Below are 17466 nucleotides of genomic sequence, written 5' to 3'. Positions count from 1 at the left end.
TGATTAACACTATCATAGCATAAACGTTTGGATTCTGTTCACAAAATGCAAACAGAACGTATTTTTGTCCATGTTATAATAGAACCATATTTATACATAGAAAAAGGGAGGTGAGCTCATGCATATATTAATGGTAGGACTTAATTTTAAAACGGCACCTGTAGAAATACGCGAGAAGGTTTCGTTCCAGCCTGCTGATATGCCTGAAGCTATCTCTAGTCTGCGAAAACAAAAAAGTATATTAGAATGTGTTATCGTTTCAACGTGCAACCGTACAGAAATTTATGCCGTAGCTGATCAGATCCATACGGGGAGATATTATATTAAGTCTTTCTTAGCTGATTACTTCGGGTTAGAAGTGGCTGACCTTTCGCCATTTTTAACAATAAAGAGCGGAGAAGCTGCCGTTGAACATCTCCTCCGTGTCTCATCAGGTTTAGATTCTATGGTAATCGGAGAAACACAAATCCTTGGTCAAGTGAAAGACAGTTTCTTAGAAGCTCAAAAACTTTCAGCTACAGGAACGATATTTAATAAATTAATGAAGCAAGCGGTCACATTTGCGAAAAAATGTCATTCTGAAACGGATATCGGCGAAAATGCAGTGTCAGTAAGCTATGCTGCGGTTGAATTGGCTAAGAAGATTTTTGGCGGGCTCCAGAATAAAACGATCTTAATTGTCGGCGCTGGTAAAATGGGCGAATTGACTGCCAAGCATCTTCACTCTAGTGGTGGAAACGAAGTGCTTGTAATCAACCGAACATTTGAAAAAGCGAAAGAAGTAGCAGAGAAGTTCCATGGTACTGCACATCCTTTTGAACATTTAGATCGATTGCTTATTCGAGCAGATATTGTTATCTCTTCAACAGGTGCAAGTGATTTCGTAATTACAAAAGAAATGGCTGCCCCTGCAGTGAAAAAGAGAAAAGGTCTTCCGTTATTTATGGTAGATATTGCTGTGCCTAGAGATTTAGACCCAGCCTTGCATGACTTAGACAGCGTCTTTTTATATGATATTGATGATCTAGAAGGCATTGTAGAATCTAATCTTGCAGAACGCAAAAAAGAAGCAGAGAAGATTGAGTTGATGATTGAAGCTGAAATTGTCTCTTTTCAGTCATGGATCTCTATGCTTGGAGTTGTTCCGCTTATTTCAGCACTTCGTGATAAAGCCTTGTCGATCCAAGCGGAAACGATGCAGAGTATTGAACGGAAGATGCCGGATCTTACGGACCGTGAAAGAAAGATTTTAAGTAAACATACCAAAAGTATTGTGAATCAGCTGCTGCGTGAGCCTGTTACGAAAGCAAAAGAAATGGCTGGCCAGCCGCATGCTGAAGAGCAGCTCCAATTATTTACTGAAATATTTGGGTTAGAAGAGTTTGTGGATAAACAAAAGCAGTTGGAAACAGAACTTGCTGATCAAAGAAAAGAAACTATTTCTTTAACGGATAAAGCAATGAACCCGTATACAGCAAGAACATAATAAAGTTTCCCTCGAGCTCATGGAGTGTGAGCAAATATGAAATGGATATATGATCTGACAATTGTCTTATATGCACTTAGCATCACAGGCTATTTTATAGATTTTCTTCAAAACAACCGGAAAGCGAACCGATTTGCTTTCTGGTTGCTTTCTATTGTCTGGATATTACAAACGGTCTTTTTTGTGTTAAGGATGCTGAAAGATCAGCGTTTTCCTATTTTGACACCTTCAGAAGGCTTGTTTTTTTATGCATGGATACTTGTTACTTTTTCGGTAGTAATGAGCCGCTTTTTTCGAGTAGATTTTCTAGTGTTTTTTACAAATATTTTAGGGTTTCTTCTTGTTTCCATCCATTTATTTGCACCTACAGGACATGCCAGCCCATTGATCGAAAAACAGATGATCTCTGAATTATTAATCATCCATGTTACGATGGCCTTTATTTCTTACGGAGCCTTTTCACTGTCTTTTATTTTTTCATTCATGTATCTTTTGCAGCACAGCATGTTAAAAAGGAAAAAGTGGAACAAGAGATTACAGCGTTTCGGAAGCCTCTCACAGCTTGAAAAACTATCATTCAGGCTAACTACGATTGGTGTTCCGTTATTGTTATTGAGTTTAATATTAGGTGTTGTATGGGCATTCTGGAAGGTGAAAGATTTCACACTGCTCGATATAAAAGTGATTTCTTCATTTATTGTACTAATCGTATACAGCACCTATCTTTATCAGAAAGTCGCAAGAGGTGTTCAAGGGAAAACGTTAGCGCTGTGGAATACAGCCGCTTTTCTGGTCGTACTGATCAACTATTTTTTAGCAACAACATTTACTGAATTTCATCTGTGGTATAAGTAAGGAGATAGGAGATAAATTAATGAGAAAAATAATTGTAGGATCTAGAAGAAGTAAACTGGCTTTAACTCAAACAAACTGGGTAATTGATCAGCTGAAAAAAGCAGGGCTCCCGTTTGACTTTGAAGTAAAAGAAATTGTAACCAAAGGTGATGTTATCCTGGATGTTACGTTATCAAAAGTAGGCGGAAAAGGATTATTTGTAAAAGAAATCGAGCAAGCCATGTTAAACAAAGAGATTGATATCGCCGTGCACAGCATGAAAGATATGCCTGCTGCACTTCCGAAAGGGCTTGAAATCTCCTGCACACCAAAACGTGTAGATCCAAGAGATGCTTTTATTTCCGAAAAATATGCTTCACTGAACGAACTGCCTGCTGGAGCTATAGTTGGTACAAGTTCTCTTAGAAGAGCAGCACAGCTTTTACATAAGCGTCCTGACCTAACGATTAAATCGATTCGTGGTAATATTGATACAAGGTTAGTAAAATTAAAGACTGGTGAATTTGATGCCATTATTCTAGCTGCAGCAGGGTTAGAGAGAATGGGCTGGTCTCAGGATACGGTTACTGAGTTTTTGGACATAGATCTTTGTCTGCCTGCAGTCGGACAAGGCTCACTTGCGATTGAGTGCCGAAGTGAAGATGAAGAGGTTAAACAGTTATTAGCGACTTTGAATGATGAATATACATTCCAAACGGTTGAAGCAGAGCGTGCCTTTCTTAACACGCTCGAAGGAGGATGCCAAGTACCGATTGCTGCCTTTGCTGTATTAGAGAATAATGAAATTACATTAACAGGACTTGTAGCAGATCCAACAGGCAAAACCGTTTTAAAGCAAACTAAATCAGGACAAGATCCTTACAAAGTTGGTGTTGAACTTGCTTCTGAATTAAAAGAGCAGGGAGCAAAACAAATTCTTGATGATGTTAAAAAGGACCTTGATGCTTGATGGAAAACAGGCGCGCTTTAGCAGGTAAAAAAATACTTGTTACCCGGCCTAAAGAACAATCTGATCAGCTTCATTCAATGATTATGGGCGAAGGAGGAATACCGCTATCCTTTCCTATTGTCAAAATAGAGAATGCTTTTAATTCACTTTCTATATCGGACGATTTGCTCCATTGTGACTGGATTATTTTCACAAGTAAAAATGGTGTTGATTATTTTTTTAATGGAATGCGAAATAGTGGTTTTTCAATCATCGATCAGAAAGTTGCTGCAGTTGGTGAGAAAACAAGAGAGGCACTTCATGATTGGGGAATATCTAACGTGATTGTACCGGCAAAATTTGATGCAATGACATTGGTCGAACTTTTAAAGAAACATGTTAAAAAGGAAGATCGCCTATTATTTCCGAAAGGCAGCCTCGCTCCTTCTTACATTAAGGATGAGTTAATGGGATGGGCAGAGGTCAAAGAATTAATCGTATATGAAACGAAGTCAAATGAAGACGTGGATTGGTCACTTATTGAAGAAGCAGACAGTTTCTTTTTCCTCAGTCCTTCCGCTGTCACTTTCATGATGAGTCACCCGTTGAATGATAAAAATCACATTTTAGATAAGCCTGTTTTTTGTATCGGCCCTACTACAAAAAAAGCTGCATTGGAACTAGGGTTTTATAAAGTGTTCATGCCTGAACGCTATACAGCAGAAGACTTAGTTAAAACAGCAGCATCTTATTTTCAGGGAGGAAATTAAAATGAACTTTCAGCGCCATCGCAGATTAAGAAAAACAGAATCTATGCGTTCACTTGTTCGTGAAACACATTTGCATGTATCAGATTTTATTTATCCTTTATTTTTTGTTGAAGGTGAAAATGTAAAAAAAGAAGTACCTTCAATGCCTGGTGTTTATCATTATTCACTTGATTTACTTGAGGGTGAAATAAAAGAAATTGAAAGCTTAGGCATTCAATCCATTATTGTTTTTGGAGTTCCAAATGAAAAAGATGAATGTGGAAGCTCTGCGTACGACCACAATGGTATCGTTCAAAAAGCGATTCGGCAAATTAAGGAAGTGGCACCTTCATTGACTGTAATTGCCGATACATGTCTTTGCCAATTTACAGATCATGGACATTGCGGTGTGATTGAAAATGGAGAAGTTCTCAATGATGAATCGTTGGCACTTTTAGCTAAAACAGCTGTATCACAAGCAGAAGCAGGCGCTGATATTATCGCACCATCTAACATGATGGATGGATTCGTTGCCGCAATCAGACAAGGTTTGGATGAAGCGGGCTATCATGATGTTCCGATCATGTCTTATGCAGTGAAATATGCTTCATCCTTTTATGGACCGTTCCGTGATGCAGCTCATAGTACTCCGCAATTTGGTGACCGCAAAACGTATCAGATGGATCCGGCAAATCGTTTGGAAGCTATTAGAGAAGCTGAGTCAGACATCGCAGAAGGCGCAGACTTCTTAATCGTTAAACCAGCCCTTGCTTACTTGGATATTTTAAGAGAATTGAAAGACAGATACCCGCTGCCTTTAGTAGCTTATAATGTGAGTGGAGAATACTCCATGATTAAAGCAGCTGCACAAAACGGCTGGGTAGACGAAAAAGGTATCGTACTTGAGAAATTAATATCAATGAAGCGTGCAGGTTCTGATTTAATTATTACTTATTTCGCAAAAGATGCCGCAAGATGGCTTAATGAAACAAAGTAGAAAGGGTGTTCATATGAGAAGCTTTGATAAATCGGTTGCCGCTTTTAAAGAAGCCAAGGAGTATATGCCAGGGGGCGTAAACAGTCCTGTACGGGCTTTTAAATCTGTTAATATGGATCCTGTTTTTATGGAACGCGGAAAAGGTTCTAAAATTTATGATATCGATGGGAATGAATACATCGACTACGTATTATCTTGGGGACCATTAATTCTTGGACATGCAGATGATCAAGTGGTAAGTGCTCTAAAAGAAACGGCAGAACTAGGTACAAGCTTTGGTGCTCCGAATGAAATGGAGACAAAGCTTGCAAAGCTTGTGATTGACCGTGTACCATCTATTGAAGTCGTACGTATGGTGAATTCAGGTACAGAAGCAACAATGAGCGCATTGCGTTTAGCGAGAGGGTATACAGGAAGAAGTAAGATCGTTAAATTTGAAGGCTGTTACCATGGACACGGAGATTCATTATTAATTAAAGCAGGTTCAGGCGTTGCGACATTGGGATTACCTGATTCTCCAGGTGTTCCTGAGAGTGTTGCTCAAAACACAATTACGGTTCCCTATAACGACCTCGTGAGCCTTCAATATGCATTTGAAGAGTTTGGAGAGGACATTGCTTGTGTAATCGTTGAACCTGTTGCCGGAAACATGGGAGTGGTTCCTCCACAAAAAGGCTTTTTAGAAGGCATCCGAAAAATCACTTCACAATATGGTTCATTATTAATCTTTGACGAAGTGATGACAGGCTTCCGTGTAGATTATCATTGTGCACAAGGTTATTTTGGAGTAACTCCTGACATAACTTGTTTAGGTAAAGTAATCGGAGGCGGACTGCCTGTTGGAGCATACGGCGGTAAACGTGAAATAATGGAGCAAATCGCACCAAGCGGACCGATTTATCAAGCGGGTACACTATCAGGAAATCCTTTGGCGATGGCAGCAGGATATGCTACACTCTTACAATTGACAAAAGAAAGTTATGAACATTTTACAAAATTAGGTGATCAATTAGCGTCTGGAATTAAAGAAGCCGCAGAGCACTATGGAATTAAACATACGATTAACCGTGCGGGCAGCATGATCGGGTTCTTCTTTACTGATCAGGATGTTATTAATTATGAAACAGCTAAATCTTCAAACTTAGAACATTTTAATGCTTGTTTCCGGACGATGCTTTTAGAAGGGGTATCTCTTCCTCCTTCTCAGTTTGAAGGATTGTTTTTATCAACAGCTCATACTGAAGAGGATATTAACAAAACAGTCAATGCCTTCAGAAAAGCATTTTCCCAATTAAAATAATGATGAGTTTTGGCGTACGCTATTAGAGCGTGCGCTTTTTTTAGTTCTTTTCAAAAGGCTGTCTTCGTTTACTTTGTTTGTGAAAGAGGTTAATTTCCGCTCTTTGGGCTCGCTTTCCGCAGGGTGTGCGGTGAGCCCCCTCTGTACTGCGTACATTGAGTGGTCTCACCTGTCCCACTCATCCTGCAGGAGTCTCACCCATTCCGCTCCAATTAACTTTTCTATGAAGAATATTACAAAAATTCACTCAATAGCAACATTCTTTTTTAGAAAACAGCATTTCTCTAAAAGATTATTGCTTTTGAGCATTTTGTTGACTCCAATGACAAGGCTGATGGATAAGACTATGCTTCAGCCTAGTTTTCTTTTACTTTTCAAACATATTTCGTCCTCTCCTCTCATACACCTATATTGTATAACTATATGCATTTGAAAGGAGGAGAAGGGCATGAGTCAATCGAAGCTGCGTTTCTCCATTGAGGAATCTGTTTGGCTTAAGAAAGGACAGGAAGTAGCTGAAGTTTTGTCGATGTCACTAGATCCAGAGATTAGTATAACGGAAGAAGCCAATCAGGTTTGTATCAAGGGAGCTCTTATTCTTTGCGGGAAATATTGTACAGAAAACAAGGATGTAAATAATCAGACAGCTGATCAACCGTTTTCAGAAGGTGCTTCATACCGTTCGCTTACACAGCTAAATGTATCAGGGGACGGGGTCACTGAACTCGTACATCGCTTCCCAGTGGACATTACAATTCCATCTTACCGAGTAGAAGATTCTAGCCAGGTAAAAGTGGAAGTGGAGTCTTTTGAATACGAGCTTCCCAATTCAACGTGTATCGAGCTTTCTGCCTCTATTTGTATTTATGGAATAAAAGATGAAAAACAGCGTCAAGAAAATCAGTCCAATGAAGAGTTTAATCCTAATCCTCTTCAGCCTGAAGAAGCAGAGATGAGGACTTTGCAGCCAGAAGAAAAGGCAGACATTTTTACACCTTTTCAATTTGAAGCGAGGAAGACGCCTATGAATTCTTCAGATCAGAATGAGTTGAAATCAAGTTTCGAAAAAGAATTAATGGAAGTAAGGGCTGAAAAGAAAACGGCATTTGAATTCAAACCGCAATATGAAGCAATTGATGACAATTCGATGGATGCCACATTTGATACTTTAAAATCGATAGCCTTTTCTAATGAGGATGCAAGAAACGCGGACTTAGAGGAAGACACAGCAATAGATTTCGAGGAAGAACATGTGGATCAGCCGCAAGATGAAGAAAGTTTACAGCACGATCATTATGAAAATTATGAACATTCAAATGAACAGCCTGATCAATCTTATCCATCCTATCAAAATCCTTACCCGTATCAATCAAACGGATATGAGACTTATTCGAATCAGCAAGCTCAAGAGCCCGAGTACAATCAAGTTTATCATCCACAAACGAACTCTTATTCAGGCTATAATCCGCAAGATTATGTTCAGAGACCTGACGATGCACATTCCTATGGTGAACAGGAATATCAGGAAGAATCTGCTTATGAAGATCATTCCTACCACCAGGCTGAAGAAACCTATCAATCTCAATACGCTTATGAAGAAGAAGCAGAACAATATGAAGTTGAGTCAGAACAATATGTAACCGCACAATATGAACAAGTAGCAGAACCTAATCGAGACGAAGAGCCTAAAAATGAAAATGCGTTATATTTAACAAAAATGCTGTCTGGAAAAGATGATAATTTCTCAAGAATGAAAATGTACATTTTGCAGCGAGGCGATTCTCTTGAGCATATTTGTGAGAGATATGATATTTCCTTAAATACACTCATGCGTATGAATCAAATTCAACAAGAGGAATTATGTGAAGGACAAATTATTTATATCCCTGTCAGTTCACGTTAAAAATGGGGGGCAACTATGGGGATTATTAACCTCCTGGAAAATGAGTATGAAATATTTGGGGCAAGGTGGAAAGAAGAACCTCATGTGCTTTTCACTGATTTTGGAGAGAAACGTCTGCGTTATTGGTCTGATGAACAATTATTAAAATGGCACCTTAAATGGCGTGATGAGTCTTTTAAAGGCTCTAGCGCCGTTCCAGACCGCATGATCCGTACACGAGACGGAGGATATGCTGTATTTGATGGCAGACATTGGGTTACTCTTCACGATTGTGCAGACACACCCTTTGGATGTGAGGAAGTTGGCAAATGGGGACAGTTTATCGGACATCTGTTAAATGCATCAGTCAAACAAGAAATTCCTTTTCCAGTTGAGGCTAAACCGGTTTTGGATTTTGAAAACTGCTTGGAGAAGTTAAAGCTTTATGGCGAAGGAAATTTCCATAATTTAAACGTTAGTATCGTTGAAGCTAGGAAGCGTATACAGTTTGCTGAAGTACTTCAGAATAAGGCAGCACAAACGCCAATGCCAGTTTTAGAAAAAGAAATAAGTATCATAAATGGAAAAAGGATATTTCACTTCTTATTCTATGAAGGTGGTGATTCAAAACCTGTTAGAGGTTACGGACCCATTCGTAAATTCTTGTTAGAATGGCTTTTGCAAACATCTCCATTATCTTTGAAAATGCTGCTGGATGAGATCCATTCCTTGTTTTCGTTAAGTGAAAAGCAAGGTTTGCTATTGTTAGCGGAAATAACGATGCCTTGGGAACTGGAAGATTGCGTTAACTTGTTAGAAAACAGTTCTTTAGAAAAAATGGTTGAAGGAATGAACAGGTATGAAAGACTTTGGGAAGATAACCGAATATTACTCAAAACAGTAACGGAATGGTTTGAAGATAACAGAAGGAAGGTGGCCCTATGACAACGGAAAGAGAGACATTAAATTACGGGCCCGTCCTTTTTCATTATGACCTGTTTCCTGAGAAGCTGGAACGGCACGGGAGAGTAATGAAGGTCATAACGAAAAGGGGTACTTTTGCACTTAAAGAAGCTGAAATGAGCGAAGACGAACGAAACTGGTTTACTCATGTTATTCAACGATTATCAGAAATCGGTTTTCATCAAGTAGTACCGTTATATCCAACTAAATTTGGAGATTATACAGTTCAGCTTGGATCCAAAACGTATTATTTAATGCCATGGTTCGCTTCTGATGATCGGAACGAAAAAGGGAAAGAGGAAATTCTTCTCGACCAAATTGGAAGAATCCATGCATTAACCCTAAAAGAACAAGACTTTTCTAATGAGGTAGTCGAGCATTCTTATCAATTCTTAATGAATAGATGGGAAAACAGACAATTTGAAATGGAGAGATTTACTGAGGAAGCCGAGCAGAAGACGTATATGTCACCATTCGAATTAACGTATTTAAGTCATTTTCATCAAATTATGAGGATGACAGAAGAAGCAAAGAGAAGATTAAAAGATTGGTATGATACTTGTCAGCGGGAAAAAAGATATCGAAGTGTTTTGTGCCATGGAAAGGTTTCGAGGAATCACTTAATCTTTAATCCAACTGGAGAAGGACACCTATTAAATTTTGAAAAAGCAGTGCTTGATACACCGGTTAGAGATTTAGCTGTTTATTTCAGAAGAGCTGTTCATCAGCGTGAATGGTCAAAGGAACATGGAAAGCAATTATTGGATATTTATGAAAAGCATGTTCCGCTTTTAAACGAGGAACGCGGATTATTCATTAGTTATTTATCTTATCCTGAGCCGGTTTTTAATGCCGTCGATCTTTATTATCATAAACGGAACCAACTTTCTCAAATCGAATTGGTTCACAGACTGGAGAAAAGAATCAGAGCGATGAAAAACATTCGTGACTTTTGCGAATTGATCATGCAAACTCCTCCACCGCCTTTGGAAATGGGAAATGCTCCAACCAAAATTCACATAAATGACGAAGATCACATATAGAAACTTATATGTGATCTTTCTTATTCATCATAAAATTTCATTAGCAAAACAAAAATGTAAGGCAATAAGAACCAGAAGGATAAAAAAGTCAATCCCAGAAGGAAACAGTAATGTGCGTATGGATTGAAAAATGATCAAAGGTATAGTGAGCTGAGAAATGGCATTTTTTATTGTAAAAAACCAACCTGGAAAGCGGGCTTTCCGAAAGTATCTACGTGACAAAAGAAGCCCCCCCATTTAATATTTTTATTAGTTTATGCGGAAAAAATGGGTTCGTGAAAAGACGAGCTGCACAAAGTATAATTAACTTGCATAGAATAACTTTTACAAGAAACGGTTATGCTATTGACGACAAATATACATGTTGTATAAAATATAATCAGAATCCATATTGTTGCGTAGATAGGGAATAGTACAATTTCGATGCCTTTTAGAGAGAGAAATCATTTGCTGAAAGATTTCTTAAGGAAAATCGGTTGGAAGTCGCCCTTGAGCATCTTCTTTGAACGATGAGTAGAAGAAGACGGTCCATCCGTTATAAATGAAGTGTACAGAAAGCTTATTTGAGTTTTTTGTAAATTAAGGTGGTACCGCGGAAAGCCCTTTCGTCCTTTAAGACGAGAGGGTTTTTTTGTTTTTAGCTCTATTCTAAAGGCTCTTTTCTAAAAGATTGTTGCTATTAAGAGGTTTTCATGCAGTTCTTCTTTGAAAAGTTAATTGGATCGGAAGGGCGAGACTCCTCGAAAATGAAAATCACATTTTCTTCGTGCGATGATACGCTGCCGTAGCCTTCCTTGTCCTACAGGATGAGTGGGACAGGAGAGACCATTCAATGTCGCAAAGCGACGAATTGGCTCACCGCACACCCTGAGGAAAGCGAGCCACTGCAGAGCAAATTAACATCATTCAAAAGCAACAAAGTTTACGAAAACAGCCTTTTTGAATAACTGAAGGAGGAGAAAGAAATGACAAACGAACAAAAAGAATTAACAATGCCGACCAAATATGATCCAAAAGCAACAGAAGAAAATCGATATGATTTTTGGCTAAAAGGAAAGTTTTTTGAAGCGAAAGGGGAAAAAGAGAAGCAACCGTATACGATTGTTATCCCGCCACCTAACGTAACGGGGAAACTGCATCTTGGCCATGCATGGGATACGACTCTTCAAGATATTTTAACGCGTACAAAAAGAATGCAAGGCTATGATGTTCTATGGCTTCCTGGAATGGATCACGCAGGTATCGCAACTCAAGCAAAGGTAGAAGGAAAGCTTCGTGAAGAAGGGATTTCCCGTTATGATCTTGGCCGTGAAAAGTTTCTGGAGAAATCATGGGAATGGAAAGAAGAGTACGCTGATTTTATTCGTCAGCAGTGGTCAAAACTCGGTCTTGGCTTAGATTACTCACGTGAACGCTTTACATTAGATGAAGGGCTATCTGAAGCTGTAAAAGAGGTGTTTGTAACCCTTTATGAAAAAGGTTTGATCTACCGCGGTGAGTATATCATCAATTGGGATCCTCAAACGAAAACAGCTCTTTCTGACATTGAGGTTATCCATCAAGATGTTCAAGGTGCCTTCTATCATATGAAATATCCTCTTGCCGATGGGTCAGGTGTGATTGAAGTTGCGACAACCCGTCCGGAAACAATGCTTGGGGATACTGCAATCGCTGTTCATCCAAAAGATGAGCGCTATCAGCATCTAATCGGTAAAAAAGCAATATTGCCAATCGTTGGACGCGAGATCGAAATCGTTGGTGATGATTATGTTGATATGGAATTTGGTTCAGGTGCTGTAAAAATTACACCTGCTCACGACCCTAACGATTTTGAGATCGGAAACAGACACAACTTAGAACGCATTCTCGTTATGGATGAAGGCGGAAAGATGAACGGAAATGCTGGTGCCTATCAAGGTATGGACCGTTTTGAATGCCGCAAACAAATCGTTAAAGACCTTCAAGAGCAGGGCGTACTGTTTAAGATAGAGGAGCACATGCATTCTGTTGGCCACTCTGAAAGAAGCGGTGCTGTAGTTGAACCATATCTTTCTACACAGTGGTTTATTAAGATGAAACCGTTAGCGGAAGAAGCAATTAAACTTCAAAAAGGTGAAGATAAAGTTAATTTTGTACCAGATCGATTTGAAAACACATATATGCGCTGGATCGAAAATATTCGTGACTGGTGTATTTCCCGTCAGCTATGGTGGGGACATCGCATTCCGGCTTGGCATCATAAAGAAACTGGTGAAATTTACGTTGGTAAGACGGAACCAAGTGACCCTGAAAATTGGGAACAGGATATCGATGTATTAGACACTTGGTTCTCATCAGCTCTTTGGCCGTTTTCTACAATGGGATGGCCTGAAGAAAAATCAGAAGACTTAAAACGATACTTCCCTGGAAGTGTACTAGTAACAGGGTACGATATTATTACATTCTGGGTTTCAAGAATGATCTTCCAATCACTTGAGTTTACTGACCAGAAGCCGTTTAACGATGTATTGATCCACGGACTTGTGCGGGATTCTGAAGGACGGAAGATGAGTAAGTCTCTTGGCAATGGTGTTGATCCGATGGATGTTATCGATAAATACGGAGCAGACGCACTGCGCTTCTTCTTATCTACTGGAAGTTCACCAGGAAACGATCTTCGTTTTTACTGGGAAAAGGTTGAATCTACTTGGAACTTCGCCAATAAAATTTGGAATGCTTCTCGATTTGCACTGATGAACATGGATGGCATGAAATATGAAGAAATCGATTTAAACAGTAAAAAATCACTGGCTGATCAATGGATTTTAACCCGCCTGAACGAAACGGCTGAGGATATTACCCGTTTAATTGATGCTTATGAGTTTGGTGAAGTAGGCCGCCTTCTTTACAACTTTATCTGGGATGACCTATGTGACTGGTATATAGAAATGGCGAAGCTTCCTTTGTACGGCGAAGATGAGGAAGCAAAGAAAACGACGCGTTCTGTACTCGCATATGTATTGGATCAAACCTTAAGATTGCTTCATCCGTTTATGCCGTTTATTACAGAGGAAATTTGGCAGCACCTTCCTCATGAAGGTCAATCGATCACAATTGCATCATGGCCGGTGAAAAAAGAGGAGCTGCATTTCCCGGCAGCAGCGAAAGAATTCGCTTTAGTAACCGAAGTGATTCGATCTGTTCGTAATATCCGAGCTGAAATGAACGTAGCACCAAGTAAACCGATTGAGCTGCAGATCAAGCCTAAAAATAAAGAAATTCTTAGTGCGTTAGAAACAAATCGTCAATACTTAATCCGTTTCTGTAACCCAAGTGAACTTGTAATCTCTGATGATATTTCTGCTCCTGAAAAAAGTATGAGTACTGTTTTAACTGGTTTAGAAATGTATCTTCCGCTTGAAGGTTTATTAAATATTGAAGAAGAGATTAAGCGATTGGAAAAAGAAGCAGAAAAGTATGGGAAAGAAGTAGAACGTGTACAGAAAAAATTAAGCAATGAAGGCTTTATGAAAAAAGCACCAGAAAAGGTTATTGCTGAAGAACGGGCAAAAGAAAATGACTACCAAGAAAAAATGGATAACGTTCTAGCACGCATTAAAGAACTTCAGAGCTAATATAAAATCATATGGAGGCGGATCCCTTTTTAGCAGGATTCGCTTCTTTTTGCACGCTTTACATCAAGGCTGTTTTCTAATGGCTTTAATTAAAGGATCTCTTCTAGAAGATTGTAGGTGCAGAATTATTTTTTATAAGTTCTTCATTGAACAATTTTAAAGCGGAACACCTATACACAAGGAAAGGCGGGAAGATGTTGAACACATATAACGAAGCGTTGACTTGGATTCATAGTTTATTAAAATTTGGCATTAAACCAGGGTTAAAAAGAGTGGAATGGCTTTTAGAAAGAACAGGTCATCCGGAAAAGGAAATAACATGTATACATGTGGCAGGAACAAACGGAAAAGGATCAACGGTAGCTTACTTACGGAGTATGTTTAACGCAGCCGGGTATAGCGCAGGAACTTTTACCTCTCCATACTTGATCTCATTTAATGAAAGGATCTCGATTGATGGAAACCCGATTGAAGAAGATGAGTTATTGCGTTTTGCCAGACTTTTAAAACCGCTTGTGGAAGAAGTTTCTCAATCTTCATTAGGAAGTCCAACAGAATTTGAAGTCATTACTGTAATATCCCTGCTCTATTTTGCAGAGAAGAAGCCGGACATTATCATCTATGAAGTTGGTTTAGGAGGTCTTTTTGATTCGACGAACGTAATTACACCAATTGTAAGTCTTATCACCAATATCGGTTTTGATCACATGGGTATTTTAGGTGACACAGTTGAAGAGATCGCTTTTCAGAAAGCAGGCATAATTAAAGAGAATGTTCCTGTCTTTTCTACAGTCGATCAGGAACCTGCTGTAAATATAATAAAGAAAAAAGCAAACGAGATGAGTGCTGAGGCTAGCTTGTCTGGAATCGATTTTTCATATATGCACTTAGGAAGTTCCGAGCATGGTGAGAAGTTTGTTTTTCAAGGCATGAGGGGCAGCAATCTAGAGCTTGAAATTACAATGAAAGGTCTTCATCAAGTAAAAAATGCGACACTCGCTTTAGCGGCAGTCGAATACTTAAACAGTGAAAAGATCTATCATTTCACTCACGGTCAAATAAAAGAAGGTATTTTAAGCGCTTTTTGGGCTGGAAGATTTGAAAAAGCAGCGAGTTCACCCGATATAATATTAGACGGTGCTCACAATCTGCAAGGTATACAGGCTCTTAAACAAACTTTAGAGCACCATTATCCAAGTAAAAACATCTATCTCCTATTTGCCGCCCTGCATGACAAAGAATACAAAACGATGATGAAAGAACTGAAAGATATAATAAAGGGTGTCTATTTCACTACGTTTGATTTCCCGAGAGCGGCTTTTGCTAATCAGCTTTTAGCAGAAAGTCCATTTCAAAATGCTAAAGCTATAGAACCTTGGGAAGAAGCTCTTGCAGAAGCAAAGAAACAATTAAAAGGTGAAGATATTCTAGTTATTACAGGTTCTCTCTACTTTATTTCAGAAGTTAGAAAAACATTTTCAAAAATCTGAATAACATTTATTGTAATTTTTTGAACTTTTGATAAAATAAAAAGATAATAGTTTTGTCCTAGTATAAAAGTTGCGATTAAGATATGAACTCTTCTTAAAGAAAGGAGACAAAGAGGAAATGACAGCAAGAAAAAAATTATACGTAGTAGTGGCATGGATTTTGTTTTTTCCGCTTGCCTTTTGGGCTGCATTTCAATTAGATGCTAATCAAACGCCTTTAAATTTTGTCGATCTTGCTTTAATTACTTTTTTAGCTTTTATTGTTTCCTTGTTTCCTTTAAGAGTTCTGGACACCACAATTTCATTGATGCAGGGTATTACATTAGCTGTTTTTCTATACTACGGACTGGTTGCCGAATTAGTTGTTACACTTCTAGCCGTTATTGCAACGTTCATTGGAATGAAAACAAATTGGATAAAAGAGTATTATCGAGTTTTTTTAAATATATTAATGTTTGCTTGGCTTTCTATTATTAGTGCATGTGTATTTTATTTTCTAGGTGGAGAAACAGGACCTTACCATCAAAACGAATCCATTCACTTATTACCAATCATAGGATTTATTATCGTCAACTTCAGTTTGAATCATATTACTCTTTACTATATTAGAACAAAGGTCTATGGACATAATTGCTCTTTTTTAGGACGTGATTTATGGTGGGATTTGCTTTCTGAAACACTCGTGTTACCTGTAGGACTCATGTTGTTTTTATTATATTCCCAAATGGACCGCCCAGCTATCTTCTATGTGGGGCTCCCGTTCCTTACACTTTCTATCATTATTAATCTCTATCATTCCAGTAAACAAATTAATGATTCACTTCAGAAAGCAAGTGAAATTGGTCAGCAGCTTTCAGAACATTTAAAAGTGAACGATATTCTGGATATTTTTATTGAGAAATTGATAGCCTTTATGCCAGTTGATTTCGCTTTTATATACGATGCAGATGCAGGTGAACATTTAGAAATTATTCGCAAATATGAAAGTGAAGATGGAATTTTAACTTCTGTTCCAATTAAAAAACAAGAAGCTATCAGTGGCAGAGTTTGGTCAACTGGTAAAAGCATCTGCTATCATAAGGCGAAGGCATGGATGAAAATTTCTCAATTGTTTTTTCAAGGAAAAGCTGAATCTGTAGTATCAGTACCAATGATACGCAATCAAAGAATTGTCGGGATTATTACATTTGCTTCTAAAGAGAAGCGTGCCTATCAAAAACATCACTTGATCATATTGGAGATCTTGGCAAACTATTTGGCTGTTGCGATTGATAATGCAAGAAACTATGAATCTACAAAATTGAAAAGTGAACAGTGTTCATTAACAGGACTTTATAATTCACGTTTTTTTGAAGATTTGTTAACAAGTATGTATGATCGCCGCGAATATTTTAAAAAGCCATTTTCAGTGATATTGCTAGATATTGATCATTTCAAATCAGTTAATGATTCTTATGGTCACCAAAGCGGGAATGAAGTACTTATTCTTCTTGCTAAAAGACTGGAAGAATTTATGGGTGATAAAGGAATTGTTGCAAGGTATGGCGGTGAAGAATTTATTATACTGCTGCCTGAAGCTGATGAAATTGAATGTTACGACATAGCAGAACAGCTTCGTTTCTTTATTTCAGATAATGCCTTTGAGGTTAACAATGACTTGACCGACAAACTCAGACATCATATTTACATAACTGCAAGTATTGGAATTGCTACGGCTCCTCATCAGGGAGAAGATCCGTTGACATTAATCAGAAATGCTGACCGCGCTATGTATACTGGTGCAAAACAACAAGGACGAAATAAAGTAGCGGCCTATACAGGATAAAAAAGAAGGACCTCGATTTTTTGAAAAATCGAGGTCTTTTTTATGCTGTTTTCCAAAGCCTCTTTCCTAAAGATTATTGCTTCTGGGGTATTTTTGTAATTTGACTCCAATGACAGGTTGATTGGAATGTAAGGTGCGAGACTCCTGCGGGATCAGCGTGACAGGTGAGACACAGCATGTGCAACGCGCCAGGGTGGCTCACCGCACGCTCCGAGGAAAGCGAACATACTGAAGTGGAAATCAAGCTCCTCTTTTCTTCTAGAGATCTTTTTTTCTAGTTCTATTAAAAAATGAAAAGCATAAAATTTAATAGATGCTAGAGAGGAGAGGATAG

Annotated in this window: 12 protein-coding genes and 1 other annotated feature; all 12 genes read left to right on the top strand. The window is 38.5% G+C overall.

Annotation, left to right across the window (positions count from 1 at the left end; translation table 11 throughout):
• The first annotated feature begins 118 nt into the window (after positions 1-118).
• The 12 genes from hemA (at position 119) to J2X07_RS13010 (ending at position 17132) form a co-directional block, all read left to right on the top strand.
• Entirely contained in the window at positions 119-1486 is a 1368-nt protein-coding gene (gene hemA, locus J2X07_RS13065) for a glutamyl-tRNA reductase (protein ID WP_310259321.1), read from the top strand.
• A 36-nt stretch (positions 1487-1522) separates the two neighbouring features.
• Entirely contained in the window at positions 1523-2341 is an 819-nt protein-coding gene (locus J2X07_RS13060) for a cytochrome c biogenesis protein (RefSeq protein WP_310259319.1), read from the top strand.
• 19 nt (positions 2342-2360) lie between these two features.
• Positions 2361-3290, top strand: a complete 930-nt coding sequence (gene hemC, locus J2X07_RS13055) for a hydroxymethylbilane synthase (protein ID WP_310259316.1) — start codon at positions 2361-2363, stop codon at positions 3288-3290.
• Positions 3290-4039, top strand: coding sequence for a uroporphyrinogen-III synthase (locus J2X07_RS13050; protein ID WP_310259313.1), 750 nt, complete (start codon positions 3290-3292; stop codon positions 4037-4039). Before hemC ends, J2X07_RS13050 begins: the two co-directional genes overlap by 1 nt.
• Before the next feature lies 1 nt (position 4040).
• Positions 4041-5015, top strand: coding sequence for a porphobilinogen synthase (hemB, locus tag J2X07_RS13045; RefSeq protein ID WP_310259310.1), 975 nt, complete (start codon positions 4041-4043; stop codon positions 5013-5015).
• Between the two features lie 13 nt (positions 5016-5028).
• Complete coding sequence (gene hemL, locus J2X07_RS13040) at positions 5029-6315, top strand: glutamate-1-semialdehyde 2,1-aminomutase (RefSeq protein ID WP_310259834.1); 1287 nt, start codon at positions 5029-5031, stop codon at positions 6313-6315.
• Positions 6316-6763: 448 nt separating this feature from the next.
• On the top strand, positions 6764-8218 hold the full coding sequence (locus tag J2X07_RS13035; RefSeq protein WP_310259307.1) for a LysM peptidoglycan-binding domain-containing protein: 1455 nt from the start codon (positions 6764-6766) through the stop codon (positions 8216-8218).
• 15 nt (positions 8219-8233) lie between these two features.
• On the top strand, positions 8234-9142 hold the full coding sequence (locus J2X07_RS13030) for a hypothetical protein (RefSeq protein ID WP_310259304.1): 909 nt from the start codon (positions 8234-8236) through the stop codon (positions 9140-9142).
• Positions 9139-10203, top strand: coding sequence for a spore coat protein YsxE (gene ysxE, locus J2X07_RS13025; protein ID WP_310259301.1), 1065 nt, complete (start codon positions 9139-9141; stop codon positions 10201-10203). Before J2X07_RS13030 ends, ysxE begins: the two co-directional genes overlap by 4 nt.
• A 390-nt stretch (positions 10204-10593) precedes the next feature.
• Positions 10594-10819, top strand: a binding site (T-box leader).
• A 349-nt stretch (positions 10820-11168) separates the two neighbouring features.
• Positions 11169-13817, top strand: coding sequence for a valine--tRNA ligase (locus tag J2X07_RS13020; protein WP_310259299.1), 2649 nt, complete (start codon positions 11169-11171; stop codon positions 13815-13817).
• A 194-nt stretch (positions 13818-14011) separates the two neighbouring features.
• Positions 14012-15307: a bifunctional folylpolyglutamate synthase/dihydrofolate synthase gene (locus tag J2X07_RS13015; protein ID WP_310259296.1), complete on the top strand. Its 1296-nt coding sequence runs from the start codon at positions 14012-14014 to the stop codon at positions 15305-15307.
• Positions 15308-15425: 118 nt separating this feature from the next.
• The gene (locus J2X07_RS13010) at positions 15426-17132 is read left to right on the top strand and encodes a sensor domain-containing diguanylate cyclase (RefSeq protein ID WP_310259293.1); all 1707 of its coding nucleotides are present in this window, start codon (positions 15426-15428) and stop codon (positions 17130-17132) included.
• The last annotated feature ends 334 nt before the right edge of the window (positions 17133-17466 follow it).

It is taken from the genome of Fictibacillus barbaricus, from assembly GCF_031457135.1.
GTDB classification, from domain to species: Bacteria; Bacillota; Bacilli; order Bacillales; family Fictibacillaceae; genus Fictibacillus; species Fictibacillus barbaricus_A.
This window is presented reverse-complemented; position numbering and strand designations above follow the sequence as displayed.